Raw genomic sequence first — 12,931 nt, 5'->3', positions numbered from 1 at the left:
CGGCTCCCGCACCGGGTCCGCCGACAGTGCGGCCGGGCGCCGACGAGGCGGGGAGGCCGCCCGGTTTGTGGGCCGGATTGCGCACCGGCTTCTGGTTGGGTGCCCGCAGCGGCTTGCCACCGGGATGCGCGGTGCCGAGTCGCTCGGTGCCGGAACCGGCGGTGCCTGGCCGAGCCGTGCCGGGTCGGGCCGTGCCGTGCCCCGCGGGCTGCCGACCGGCCGCGGTGCCGCTCGCGCGCCGGGCACCCTCCGCGATCCAGGCCCGGGGGTCGCGTATGCCGGCGACCACGGTTTCGCCCGCCGCGGCAAGGGCATCCACAACGGCCCGCCCCACGGTGCCGGAGGCCCCGGTGACCAGGATGCTGCCCGTCAGCGCTGGGCGACGGGGCGACGAGGTCTGGTCGGTCATGCCCTTACGTTAGTGCCGCCCAGCCCCACGAAGGCACGCGGGCCCGACGCGGTCAGACCGCGTCGAGGCTGAACAGGGCCGCCTGCTCGGGGGTGAGCAGCGGGGCGGGCAGGCCCACCTCGGCGAGCACGGCTCCGGTGAGCACCAGCTCCCCCGCGTCCACGGCCAGCCACGCCGGCGGCACGGTCTGCACGGTACCCGGCGCCGGGCCCACGAGCAGCGGCCGCACCCGGTACCGCCGGGCGGGGTCGAGGCCGGGGAACCGGATCGGGGCGGGCAGAGCAGTACGCGGCGCGGCCAGCGCGACCTGCGCGAACACGGCGGATGCGCCATCCGTCGCCACCACGCCGTGCAGTTCAATCGCCGGGTCCGACCCGTCGGCATGCACGACGACTCCGCTGTGCAGCAGCGCCCGGCGCTCCTTATATATCGTGATCCAGGCCGCGATCTGGTCGAGCTCGGCCGGGGTGGCCTGGGTGAGGTCCCACTCGATGCCGGCGCTGCCGAACAGCGCCGTGACCAGCCGGAAGCCCAGCGCCGAGGTGCGCCCGGTAGTGTGCGCGGTCGCGGCGCCGAGGTGGCCGCCGAGGTATTCCGGCGGCACGAGCACGCTCGTGTAGCGCTGGATCTGCTGTCGTTCCAGCGGGTCGTTGGTGTCGCTGGTCCAGACCCGGTCCACCCGTTCGAGGATGCCCAGGTCGATGCGGGCGCCGCCCGACGCGCAGGATTCGATCTCCAGGCCCGGCTGCGCGGCGCGCACGGCGTCGATCAGCCGGTACAGCGCGGCGGTCTGCCGGTGCGCGGAGCCGCCGAGCAGGTCGCGGTTGTGGTCCCACTTCAGGTACTCGATGGGGTATTCGGCCAGCAGCGCGGTGAGCCGCTCGAGCAGCCAGGCGAAGGCATCCGGGTTGGCCAGGTCGAGCACCCGCTGGCCGCGCCAGGTGGGGGCGGATGCCGAACCGAGCAGCCATTCCGGGTGCGCCCTGGCCAGGTCGGAGTCGGGGTTGACCATCTCCGGCTCCACCCAGAGGCCGAAGTCGAGGCCGGCCGCGTGCACCCGTTCGACGAGCGGGTGCAGGCCCTCCGGCCATTTGGCGGCGTCGACGAACCAGTCGCCGAGGGCCCGTTGGTCGTCGGTGCGGCCGGAGAACCAGCCGTCGTCGAGCACGAACCGCTCCACGCCCACCCGCGCGGCGGCGTCGACGAGCCGGCTCAGGGTGGGCAGGTCGTGGTCGAAGTACACGGCCTCCCAGGTGTTCAGCAGCACCGGGCGCGGGCCGGTGATCGTCGACCAGGACCGGATCCACGGGTGCAACCGGGCACTGAGGCCGTCCAGGCCCGCGTCGGAGTACACCGCCACGGTCCACGGGCTGGTGTAGCTCTGGCCCGCGGCCAGGCTCAGCTCGCCGGGCGTGAGCAGTTCCCCGGCGCCGAGGGCGGCGTAGCCGAGCGCGCTGCGCTCCGCCCAGACCCTCTTGTCGCCGCTGTACGCCAGGTGCACGGCCCACACCTCGCCGCGGCGAAAGCCGAAGCCGGGGGTGCCGGCCACGGTGAGGTAGGAGTCGTCGTGGCCGGGCCGGCCGTGCCGGGACTCGCGGCTCCAGACTCCCTGGCCGAGCACGCTGCGCTGCGGGCGGCGTTCGTGGCTCCACAGCCCGGTGAAGTCGAGGAGCTCGGCTGCCCGGTCGGGCACCGGCAGGATCGCGTCGAGGCCGGCGAGTTCGAACGGGCCTTGGCCGGTGTTGGTGAGGGTGTGCCGCAGTCGCAGCACACCCTGTTCGGTCAGTTCGAGTTCGGTCGAGACCGTGACGGATGTGTCCGCATCCGCCGACTCGATGGTCACCGCGTTCGCGCCTCGCTCGTGCACCGCGGTGAGGCCGAGGGCCAGGTCCATCTGGCCGGCGCCGGTCCGGAAGCCGCCGAGGCCGGGCCGGCCGCTCCAGCCCGCCGCGAGGGTGGGCAGCAGGCTCAGCCGCAGCGGCACGTCGAGCGAGCTGGGGCCCACGGGCGGCACACTCGCGGCGGCCAACGCGGCCAGGTCGGCCGGGGACAGCTCGCCGAGGTCGGCGCCCCAGTGCACGATCACCGGAACTCCCGCGCCGGAGGCGTCGAGAACAAGGCTGGTGCCCGCGGCACGGAGGTGGTGGATCATGAGGCGGCTTTCTTCGATGGATGAAAGAGGAATGAAAGTGCGTGCATTGGTCGAGCCTGTCGAGACCCAGCGAGCCGATCTCGCGGACCGTCATACACGACCGTACCGCCCGGCGCGAGAAGCGCCGGGCGGTACGGGTTCAGCCGATCGGGCGATAGACCGCTCTACTCCTTGACAGGAATGGACTGCGCCTTGAGGGCGTCGATGGTGGCGCTCTGACCGGTGGTCAGGGCCTCGGCGAGGGTGCCGTTGCCGCTGACCGCGGCCTTGAAGCCATCCGAGACGTCGTTGTACGTCTGCGTCATGGTCGGACCCCAGACGAAGTCTGCCGATACCTGACCGGAGGCGGTGGCGAACTCGTCGTAGATGGGCTGGTTGCCGAAGAACTCCACGCCTTCCTTGAGCACGGGCAGGTCCAGACCGGCCTTGGCGGCCGGGTACAGGTTGGCTGCCTTGTTGAGCATGGTCAGCGACTCGCTCGAGCTGTTCAGCCACAGGGCGAACTGCGTGGCCTCGTACGGGTGCTCGGAGCCGGTGAACACCGCGGTGGACGAGCCACCCCAGTTGCCGCTGGCCTCATCGCCGGCTTCCCACTGCGGGGACTGAGCCACGGCCCACTTGCCGGCGGTGTCTGGCGCGCCGCTGGCGATGGAGTTCGCACCCCAGGCCGCGGAGTTCCAGGTCCAGGCCGCGCCGGTGTTGTAGGCGTTGTCCCACTCGGTGGTCCACGGCGGCTGCGTCGAGACGAGGTCCCGGTCGATCAGGTCCTGCCAGTAGTCCGCAACCTTGATGGAGGTCTCGTCGGTCAGGTCGACGGTCCAGTCCGTGCCGTCGTTGCCGAACCAGGTTCCGCCGGCCTGCCAGACGAGCCCGGCGAACTGGTTGATGTCACTCTGTGAGAAGTTGGTGATGTACGCGCCGGTGGCCCGCACCTGCTCTGCGGCGACGGCGTATTCTTCCCACGTGGTGGGGATCGCGATGCCGTTGGCCTCGAAGAGGTCGGCCCGGTAGAACATGGCCATCGGGCCGGAGTCCTGCGGGATGGCGTAGGCGGCATCGTCTTCGTTGAAGCTGACCTGGCCCCAGGTCCAGTCGACGAAGTCTGCCTTGGCGTCCATCACGCCGTCGCAGGATGCGAGGTTGACCAGGCCGTCCTGCACGCGGAAGTTGGGCAGCGCGTCGTATTCGATCTGGCCCAGGTCGGGCGCGTTGCCGGCCTCGAGCTGGTTGAAGAAGTTGGCGTAGGTGCCGCCGTTGCCGTTCGGGCCGGTCTGCACGGCCACCTGGATGTCGGGGTTGGCCTTGTTCCAGACGTCGACGACGTCTTCGATGCCGGGGATCCAGGAGGTGAAGGTCAGCTCGACCTTGCCCTCGGCGGGCTCGCAGGCAGCGTCGGCGCTGTCGGTGGAGCCGCCGCCGGCGGAGCAGCCGGTAATGGCAACCGTGGCTGCGGTGAGCAGGGCAACGGTGGCCGCTCTTTTGGTGATTCGCATTGTTTTCCTTCGTTGGGTTTTCGCTGAAAAGGAGTGGTGCAAGGTGACACGGATGGTGCGGGGGTGAAGCAGGTGGAACGGTCGGGAAGAGTCGGTGGGTTACTTGACGCTGCCGGCGCCGAGGCCGTTGCGCCAGAAGCGCTGCAGCAGCAGGAACAGGATGATCAGCGGGATGATCGACAGCAGCGCGCCGATGAGCACATAGCCGCGGAGCTCGGGGATCTGGTTGACCTGGGAGTTCCAGGCAAAGAGGCCGAGAGTGACCGGGAAGAGGGTCTCGTCGCGGAGCATGATCAGCGGCAGGAAGAAGTTGTTCCAGATGGCCACGAACTGGAAGAGGAACACCGTGACCAGGGCGGGGAACATCAGCTTCACTGAGACGGTGAAGAAGGTGCGCACCTCGCCGGCGCCGTCGAGGCGGGCGGCCTCGATCAGCTCGTCCGGCACGCTCGCCGAGGCGAAGATGCGGGTGAGGTAGACGCCGAACGGGCTGACCAGGCTGGGCAGGAACACCGCCCAGAAGGTGTTGGTGAGGCTGACCTGGCTGAAGATCAGAAACAGCGGCAGCGCCAGTGCGGTGGCGGGCACGAGCACACCGCCGAGCACGATGTTGAACAGCAGCTCCCGACCCGGGAAGCGATACTTCGCCAGGGCGTAGCCGCACATCGCGGCGAACAGGGTCGCCAGCAGGGCTCCGGCTCCGGCGTACAGGGCGCTGTTGAGCATCCACTTGAGGAAGACGCCGTCACGGTACGCGACGAGGTTGCCGATGTTCGCGAAAAGGTTGAAGTCGGCGAACCAGAGCGGGTTGGTGCTGGTGAACTGGCTACTGCTCTTGGTGCCGGCGACGAACAGCCACCAGATCGGGATCAGGAAGTAGAGCGTGAAGACCAGCATCACGGTCATCGCGCCGACGCGGGAGAGCGGGCTCTCCTTGGGTCCCTTCGGCGCGTTCTCGGTGCGCCGGGTCGGGCGCCTGGACGGACGGGCGACGGTGGGCGTCTCGGTGAGGGCGCTCATTTGCCTTCCTTCCGCTGGGTGAACTTGAGGAACGAGAACGAGAGCACGAAGGTGGCCAGGGCCAGCACCACGCTGAACGCGGCGGCGAGGTTCACGTTGGGGATCGAGGAGGTGGAGTAGACCATCAGGTTCGGGGTGAACGTGCTGGTCACGGCGGAGCTGAAGGAGCGGAACACCTGCGGCTCGGCGAGCAGCTGCAGGGTGCCGATGATGGAGAAGATGCCGGTGAGCACGATCGCGGGCATGATCAGCGGAATCTTGATCGACCAGGCGATACGCAGCTGCCCGGCGCCGTCGAGGCGGGCGGCCTCGTAGATCTCGGTGGGGATGGCCAGCAGCGCCGAGTAGATGATGAGCATGTTGTAGCCCACGTAGACCCAGGTGACGACGTTCGCGATGGCCCAGAGCACCAGGTCTGCGGAGAGGAAGCTGACGTTGCTGGTCAGTGCCGTGAACGGCGACAGGTTGGGCGAGTAGAGGAAGCCCCACATGATCGCGGCGATGACGCCGGGCACGGCGTACGGCACGAAGAAGGCGAGCCTGAAGAAGCGCTTGCCGCGCAGCAGCGGGCTGTCCAGCAGCAGCGCGAACAGCAGCGCCAGGCCGAGCATCACCGGCACCTGCACCACACCGAAGGCGAGCACCCGGGTGATGGATTCCCAGAACGGGCCGTTCTGGAACACCAGGATGTACTGGGTCAGGCCGCCGAACACCTCGGTGGCCTTGCCGAAGGTGCCGTCGCGCTCCACAACGAGCAGCGACTGGTAGATCGCGTAGCCGATCGGCACCAGGTAGAACAGGGTGAACAGGATGGCGAACGGCACGATGAAGATCGCGATCGCCCGCGGGTGCGCGACCTTGATCTTGCGGGGCCGGGGCGCCGGGCTGCGGGGACCCGCGCTCCGGGCATCCGCGGCCGGAAGGGCTGGTGCGCTCATGATGCGATGTCCTCTCTGAGAACGCGTACGGCTCCGGCCGGTACGCGCAGGGTGCGGGCGATGTCGGCGCCGGTGACGAGCTCGACCCCCGCCGCGCTCACCTCCACGTCGGTGTCGCCGTGGTTGATGATGAAGCGGTAGGAACGGCCGGGGGCGGCGCGACGGATGACCTCGACGAGGCCGTCGCCCTCCGGACCGACGGCGGTGACGTGGGCCTGCCCGGCGATGGTGCGGAGCACGTCGCGGTATGTGTCGGCGTCGGGCGCGGTGGCCAGGTACCAGGCGGTGCCGGCGCCGTGCCGGTTGCGGGTGAGTGCGGGAACGCCGGGCAGGGCACCGTCGGTGTAGTGCGCCACGGCCTCCGCGCCGGCCAGTTGCAGGCGTTCGGTCCACAGGGTCCCCGCGGCGCCGGCGGCCAGACCGATCGGAGCACCCAGGCCCACGGTGGTGCCCGGCCGCAGCGGCACGAACTCCTCGACGCGCACGCCGAGCAGGTCGCGGAACGCACCGGGGTAGCCGCCGAGACGCACCCTGTCGTCCTCGTCGACGATGCCGCTGTAGAAGGTGACCAGGGTGTGGCCGCCCGCGGCGACGTAGCCGGACAGGTTGCCGGCCTGGGCGTCCGTGACCAAGTACAGCGCGGGCACCACGACGAGGGCGTAGCCGGCCAGGTCGGCATCCGGCGAGACGATGTCGACGGTGACGCCGAGCCGGTGCAGCGCGGTGTACGCGGCGTGCACCTGCTGGAGGTAGGTCACCGACTGGGACGGCCGGGATTCGCCGTCGCCGGCCCACCAGGCCTCCCAGCTGAACAGGATCGCGGCATCCGCCACGACCCGGCTGCCGATGATCTCGTCGAGCTTGTCGAGGGTGGCGCCGAGCGCCACCACCTCCCGCCAGAGCTCGGTGTCGGTGCCGGCGTGCGGCACCAGCGCGGAGTGGAACTTTTCCGAGCCCTGCTGGGAGGCGCGCCACTGGAAGAAGCAGATCGCGTCGGCGCCGCGGGCCACGTGCGCCAGCGAGTTGCGGGTCAGCTCGCCCGGCGTCTTGGCCAGGTTCAGCGGCTGCCAGTTGACGGCGCTGGTGGCCTGCTCCATCAGCAACCAGGCGCCGCCGCCGGCCAGCCCGCGAGTGAGGTCGGCGGCGAAGGCCAGCTCGGTGGTGGGGTCGGCGAGCCGGTGGTCGAGGTAGTGGTCGTTGGCGACCACATCCACGGCGGATGCCCACGACCAGTAATCGAGGTTGCGGATGTGCGCGGCGACCATGAAGTTCGTCGTGACGGGCACGGTACTGTGCCGGCGGATGACGGCCTCTTCGGCGCGGTAGTAGCCGAGCAGCTCGTCGGAGCTGAACCGGTGGAAGTCGAGCACCTGGCCGGGGTTGCGGCTGGAGAGGGTGAGCCGCGGGGTGTGCACCTCGGCCCAGTCGGTGTAGCGCTGGCTCCAGAAGCTCGTGCCCCAGGCGGCGTTGAGGGCGGCGATGCTCCCGTACTTCGTTTCCAGCCAGCGGCGGAACGCGGCGGCGGTGTCATCGTCGTAGCAGAGCGCGTTGTGGCAGCCGAGTTCGTTGGAGACGTGCCAAAGCGCAACCGCGGGGTGGGCACCGAAACGCCGGGCGACCTGCTCGACCAGGCGCAGCGCGTGCTCGCGGAACACCGGCGAACTGGGGCACCAGGCCTGGCGGCCGCCGGGGTAGCGGGTGCTGCCGTCCTCGGTCTGCGGCAGGATCTCGGGGTGCAGGGTGGTCAGCCACGGCGGCGGCGAGGAGGTGCCGGTGCCCAGGTTCACCCGGATGCCGTGCGCGTGCAGGAGGTCCACGATGGTGTCGAGCAGGGTGAAGTCGTACTCCCCCGGCGCAGGCTCGAGGGCGGACCAGCCGAAGATGTTGATGGCGACAAGGTCGACGCCGGCCTGCTGCATGAGGAGCACGTCCTCGGCCCAGACGTCCGGACCCCACTGCTCGGGGTTGTAGTCACAGCCGTAGGCGATGCCGTTCTGCACGAACGGGGTCGTCGGGGTGACCTGACGGGTCACGGCCGGGGTGGCTACTGGCGTGGTCATCTGCTCCTGCTTCATGCTACGTCTGTGAACGTGCACAGAGCGAGGAACAAAATGACTCCTCGTTGAGTGTCTGTGAACGTACACAGAGTAAGTACCGCGAGGCCGCCGTGTCAAGCGAGCCGACCGGTACAGTTATCGAATGGTGACAATTCCGGGGCGGCGCAAGCGCGCGACGATCCACGACGTTGCCGCGGAGGCCGGGGTGTCCCGCGGCACCGTGAGCCGGGTGGTGAACAACGAACCGTACGTCTCGGCCGAGGCTCGTGTGGCCATCGAAGCCGCCATCGAGAAGGTCGGCTACGTGCCGAACACCGCCGCCCGAAACCTCGTCATGCAACGCTCCCAGGCCGTGGGCCTGATCGTGCACGAACCACATTCGTTGTTCCTCGAAGACCCCAACATCGGCGAAATCCTGCTCGGCGCCAACTCCGCCCTCTCCCAGGCCGACTACCAGATGGTGAGCCTGGTCATCGAGTCCGAGCGCGACACCGAACGGGTGGCGCGGTACCTCAGCGGCGGCTTCGTCGACGGTGTCGTCGTCGTGTCCGCCAGGGAACAAGACCCGATCACACGGGTAATCGAGCGGCTCGACCTACCCGCAGCTTTCGTCGGGCATCCGCAGGACCTGCGCGACCTGCCGTACGTGGGAATCAACAACCGCGCCGCCGCCCGCGCCATCACCGAGCGCCTGATCGGCACCGGCCGCCGCCGCATCGGCATGATCGCCGCGGCCCTGGATCGCGACTCCGGCTCCGACCGCCTGGCCGGGTTCTCGGATGCCCTGGGCGACCGGTTCGACTCCTCCTTGGTGGCCCCGGTGCCGCTCTACACCTACGCCGACGGCCGCGACGGAATGCGCGCGCTGCTGGCCCGCGACCCGCTCATCGATGGGGTCTTCGCGGCCTCGGACGTGATCGCCGCCGGCGCCCTCAGCGCGCTGCGCGAGGCCGGCCGCAGCGTGCCGGGCGACGTGGGCATCGTCGGCTTCGACGACAGCGCCTGGGCGCTGCGCTGCCAACCGCCGCTCTCCACGGTGCGCCAGCCCGCCAACGGACTCGGCCAGCGGGCGGCCGAGTCGGTGCTCAGCCAGTTGCGCGGCGAGCCCGCCGAGCTGGGCGGCATCCTGCTCGACACCGAAATAGTCTGGCGGAACTCCGCCTGAGGTTGGCGCCGGCCTCCCCCGCCCCGCACCGATGGTCGAGCTTGTCGAGACCCCGCGGGCCCGACTGTTCCCGCTGCGGACAATCGCGTCCGGCGCACCGGGCGCAAAAGTCCGGATGGGCAACAGTTACGACCCAGACGGCGCTCGACGCGGACGGCCGGGGTTGTCGAGGCAGCGGCGGGCGCACAGAATGGGGAGCGTGAGTCGCAAGCGAGTGATCGTCAACGGGATGGTGCAGGGCGTGGGGTTTCGGTACTACACCGAGGCGCAGGCCGGCACCCTTGGCGTGGGCGGGTATGTGCGCAACCGGTCCGACGGCGCGGTCGAGGCCGAGATCGAGGGCGACGACGACGCGATCGAACGGATGCTGACCTGGCTGCACACCGGACCCCGTTCGGCGAGCGTGGAATCGGTGCAGGTGACCGACCTGGCCGAGCACGGCGAGGCGAGTTTCAGCATTCGCCTGTAGCAACGGGGCCGGATGGCAGCGATGGCGGCGGGCGACCGGCTCTCTGGCGTACCGTGGGAGTATGGGCGCGCAGGCATCCGGTCCCGGCCGGACGGGACCGACGGTGCGCCACTCCTCCCCGTTGCGGGAGGAACCACAGGCGCGCGAGCCGTTGCGCGTGCCCAAACGCCTGACCCTGCGGTCCGGTTACGGCATCGGCCGGTTACTGCTGGCCGTCGCCGGGATCGCCGGGCTGATCGGCAACTACGAGTACGTGCTGCTGTTTCCTACCTTCGCCGCGTACAACGTCTTCACCTATTTCACGGTGCAGAGCGCGATCGCGGCGGTGGTCGCGTTCGTCCTCGGCGCGATCGTGGCGTTCCGGCAGGAGAAGGACCCACAGTGGCTGGACCTGTTCCGGGCGGTCGTGACGACGTACATACTGGTGTCCGGATTCGTATTCCTCACCATCGTCATCCAGTCGTCATCACGGGACTACACGATCGAGGTGCCCTGGCCGAGCCAGGTGCTGCACTTCTATATCCCCACGATCGCGTTGCTGGACTGGCTGACCGACACCGGCAAGGCCCGGCTGTCGTGGCGTTTTCTGCGCTGGGTCCTGCCGTACCCGATCGCCTGGGGCACCTTCACGTTCGTGCGCGGCTCGTTCGTGGGCTGGTACCCGTACTTCTTCCTCGACCCCGCCCAGGTGAGCGGCCCGCTCGAGACCGTGCTGTACTGCCTGATCGCCGTGGTGCTGTTCCTGGGCATCGCGGCTGTGCTCGTGGCGACGTCGCGGCTCAGCTGGCGCCCCCGCCCGCACGGCGACCGCGCGTCGTCGGTGCCGAACTAGCACCGACGGGGCCGACCCCGGCGGCGCATCAAGCGGATGTCGGCCGGCCGGGTGGGCTCGCTGCTACAGCTCGACGGGAAGGAAGGTGTACTGGCTGGTGAGGTGCTCCGACTCGCAGGTGCCGCAGTAGAGAACGCCGGAGGCCTGCATCGCCGAGACGCGCGGCGAGCACTGGATCACCTTGGGGCCGCAGCACGGTGAGATCACCATGTAGGCGCCGGGCTCGGCGGCAGCATGCCCGCTCAGGCTCCGGTGGTGGTGGCTGCCTTCGCACGGCAGGTTGGTGTCGAAGTCCAGCAACGACACGGAATCAAGACTTGTCAGAATATACATGGCTCACACGGTCAATCAGAATTGGCATTGGCCGCGGTGCACGTGGGACACCAGGATCGCGACCGCACCCGGTGGCCGACGGCGTGAGGCACCCTCTGAACTCCGTCGGCACGTCCAGTCAGGAAACGACTGGATCTCCCCGTGGGGGTGTCCCTAAGTTGGGCGGCCCCATCACCGACTAGACGTTTCGTGGAGCTTACACCCGAACTCTGAGCTTTGCTCGTTAATGTTTTAGCGGTATTTCCCCCTGCCCGGAGACCTCGGGCAGAAGGGCCGGTCAGGGCGCTGGCGTGGCCGTGGCGACGATCGCGAACGGTTCGAGGCTGCGCAGCGCGGCGTCGGTGAACTCGGTGTCGTCGGACTTCGCCAGCCCGAGCGCCTGCTTGCCGCTGACGAAGCCCACCAGGATCGGCTCGTTCGTGATCGGCATCATGTTCACCCACACCCTGAAGTCGAGGGTGTCGTCCCCGACCGTAGTCCACACGGCAGCGTCGGTGTCCCAGAACGGCTCCTCGAAGCGCAGCCAGATCTTGTCGAGGGTGCCCATCCCCAGCGCGGCGATCGCGCCCCGGTGCGCGAACGGCAGCGGCGGGTTGAATTCGATCACGTCGCTCTTGAGCACACCCAGCGGCACGGTCACGATCGCGCGGTCCACCGTGAGCGACTCGCCGGTGCCCAGGCGCAGGCTGACGGAAGTGTCGGTGTACCCCACCCGGGTCACCACGCTGGAGAGAAGCACGTCCAGGTCCGCCGCGTCGTCGTCGACCAGCGTGCCGTAGCCGCCGAGCACGATGCGGATGTCGTCCATGGCGGTCGTCGCCGGGGCGGGTGCATACCAGCCCGACATCTCGTCGGCCGGGGCGCCGGACTCCAGGGTGGTGGAGGTGGCGAGTTGGTAGTCCAGCCAGTCGGCGTCGGAGACGCCGGCCTCACCATCCGTCATCGACAGGGTGGTGGAGCCGGTCGCGACGAGGGCCTTGGCCAGGGAGGTGTCCTGGGCCTGCTCGGCGGCCCAGGCCAGTGCGGCGGTGACGGTGTCGGCGCCGACGGGCGAGACCGGGGTGACGGTGCCGTCCGGGGTGCGGGCCTCGGGCGTCGGTGCGAACGGGGCGTGCGAGACCTCGAGGCCGGTGAGCTCCTCGTCGAGGGAGTTGGCGTTGCTGGCAACAATGAACGACGGGCCGAGTTCGACGGGCATCGGCCATGAGTCGCTGTTAACTGTATGGATGCGGCCGCCGAGCCTGTCGCGGGCCTCGATCACGAGCACGGTGAAGCCGGCGTCGCTGAGCAGCCGGGCGGCAGCGATGCCGGCGGCACCGGCGCCGATCACGGCCACCCGCTCGCCGGGTTCGGCGACGGACGTCAGGTCCCTGGCGGCACGCTGACCGGAGCCGCGGGCGCCCTGCACGGTGCCGGGGGCGGTGTCGGAGAGTGCCTCGCCGGCGAGGAAGAGCCGGTCGAGGATGGGTTCGGCGAGGTCCTCACGCTGCTGCGGCGTCGACGAGACCGCCGCGAAGCTGTAGGACCCGCGGGCGAACGGGTCGTCTGACCAGGAGCTGCGCAGCATGTCCTGCGGCTGCGGCACGAGGGACGGCGCCGGCGTGGCCGTGGGGGTTGGCGTGCCCGTCGGTGCGGGTTTGGGCGGCGCGCATCCGCTGAGCGCCAGCAGGGAGAGCCCGGACAGGGAGCTGATCAGGAAGGTCCGACGTTTCATGGCAGTGTTCGCGTCACGTGACGCACTCCTCTCGGCCCCTCGCAGTGGTACCCCTCACGCTACCTCAGGCCGTCGCCGCCCGGTTTCGACCGAGTCCCGGGCGCGCCGGGCCAGGCGGCGGGTCGGGCGCGTCGGCTGGGCGGGTGGGCGCGTAGGCGCGTGGGGTTGGTCTGGCGACGGGCGGACCCCGCCCGCGGCGGCGGTGACTGTTGCCGCTGCGGACAATTGTTGCCGGCACATCGGGGGTGGATTCAACCGGTCGATGCAACACTGCCGTCTTGTTGGTCTGAGAGTAGCTGGTTCAGGGCTTCGCGGGGCGTGGCTGCGTCGAGTCGTTTTCGGGGGCGGT

Annotated in this window: 11 protein-coding genes; 3 read left to right on the top strand and 8 right to left on the bottom strand. The window is 69.6% G+C overall.

Annotated features, from left to right (window positions below):
* From E3O42_RS16495 to E3O42_RS16470, 6 genes are all read right to left on the bottom strand, one after another.
* Nucleotides 1-409: NAD-dependent epimerase/dehydratase family protein (locus tag E3O42_RS16495; protein ID WP_166788028.1), on the bottom strand; the 409-nt coding region annotated here is incomplete at its 3' end.
* A 52-nt stretch (nucleotides 410-461) separates the two neighbouring features.
* Nucleotides 462-2,561, bottom strand: coding sequence for an alpha-galactosidase (locus tag E3O42_RS16490; protein WP_134455092.1), 2,100 nt, complete (start codon nucleotides 2,559-2,561; stop codon nucleotides 462-464).
* 164 nt (nucleotides 2,562-2,725) lie between these two features.
* A complete protein-coding gene (locus tag E3O42_RS16485; protein WP_134455090.1) occupies nucleotides 2,726-4,054 on the bottom strand; it encodes an ABC transporter substrate-binding protein in 1,329 nt (442 codons plus the stop codon).
* 99 nt (nucleotides 4,055-4,153) lie between these two features.
* A complete protein-coding gene (locus E3O42_RS16480) occupies nucleotides 4,154-5,074 on the bottom strand; it encodes a carbohydrate ABC transporter permease (protein WP_166788027.1) in 921 nt (306 codons plus the stop codon).
* Nucleotides 5,071-6,012, bottom strand: a complete 942-nt coding sequence (locus E3O42_RS16475) for a carbohydrate ABC transporter permease (protein WP_134455088.1) — start codon at nucleotides 6,010-6,012, stop codon at nucleotides 5,071-5,073. Before E3O42_RS16475 ends, E3O42_RS16480 begins: the two co-directional genes overlap by 4 nt.
* Nucleotides 6,009-8,072 carry a beta-galactosidase gene (locus tag E3O42_RS16470; protein WP_134455086.1) on the bottom strand — a complete coding sequence of 688 codons (2,064 nt, stop codon included), beginning with the start codon at nucleotides 8,070-8,072 and terminating at the stop codon, nucleotides 6,009-6,011. The genes E3O42_RS16475 and E3O42_RS16470 overlap by 4 nt, the downstream gene beginning before the upstream one ends.
* Nucleotides 8,073-8,211: 139 nt before the next feature.
* On the opposite strand from E3O42_RS16470, the gene E3O42_RS16465 reads away from it, so the two are divergent.
* From E3O42_RS16465 to E3O42_RS16455, 3 genes are all read left to right on the top strand, one after another.
* A complete protein-coding gene (locus E3O42_RS16465) occupies nucleotides 8,212-9,234 on the top strand; it encodes a LacI family DNA-binding transcriptional regulator (RefSeq protein WP_134455084.1) in 1,023 nt (340 codons plus the stop codon).
* A 199-nt stretch (nucleotides 9,235-9,433) separates the two neighbouring features.
* Entirely contained in the window at nucleotides 9,434-9,703 is a 270-nt protein-coding gene (locus tag E3O42_RS16460; RefSeq protein WP_420897896.1) for an acylphosphatase, read from the top strand.
* A 61-nt stretch (nucleotides 9,704-9,764) separates the two neighbouring features.
* Nucleotides 9,765-10,535 (top strand): Pr6Pr family membrane protein, encoded by a 771-nt coding sequence (locus E3O42_RS16455; RefSeq protein ID WP_134455080.1) that lies wholly within the window; start codon nucleotides 9,765-9,767, stop codon nucleotides 10,533-10,535.
* 63 nt (nucleotides 10,536-10,598) lie between these two features.
* Here E3O42_RS16455 and E3O42_RS16450 read toward each other — a convergent pair whose 3' ends face one another.
* Together E3O42_RS16450 and E3O42_RS16445 are read right to left on the bottom strand one after the other, a co-directional pair.
* Nucleotides 10,599-10,868 (bottom strand): hypothetical protein, encoded by a 270-nt coding sequence (locus E3O42_RS16450; protein ID WP_134455078.1) that lies wholly within the window; start codon nucleotides 10,866-10,868, stop codon nucleotides 10,599-10,601.
* Nucleotides 10,869-11,145: 277 nt separating this feature from the next.
* Nucleotides 11,146-12,582 (bottom strand): flavin monoamine oxidase family protein, encoded by a 1,437-nt coding sequence (locus E3O42_RS16445; protein WP_134455076.1) that lies wholly within the window; start codon nucleotides 12,580-12,582, stop codon nucleotides 11,146-11,148.
* Between the last annotated feature and the right edge of the window lie 349 nt (nucleotides 12,583-12,931).

The sequence above is a fragment of the Cryobacterium adonitolivorans genome, assembly GCF_004402695.1.
Lineage (GTDB): Bacteria > Actinomycetota > Actinomycetes > Actinomycetales > Microbacteriaceae > Cryobacterium > Cryobacterium adonitolivorans.
This window is presented reverse-complemented; position numbering and strand designations above follow the sequence as displayed.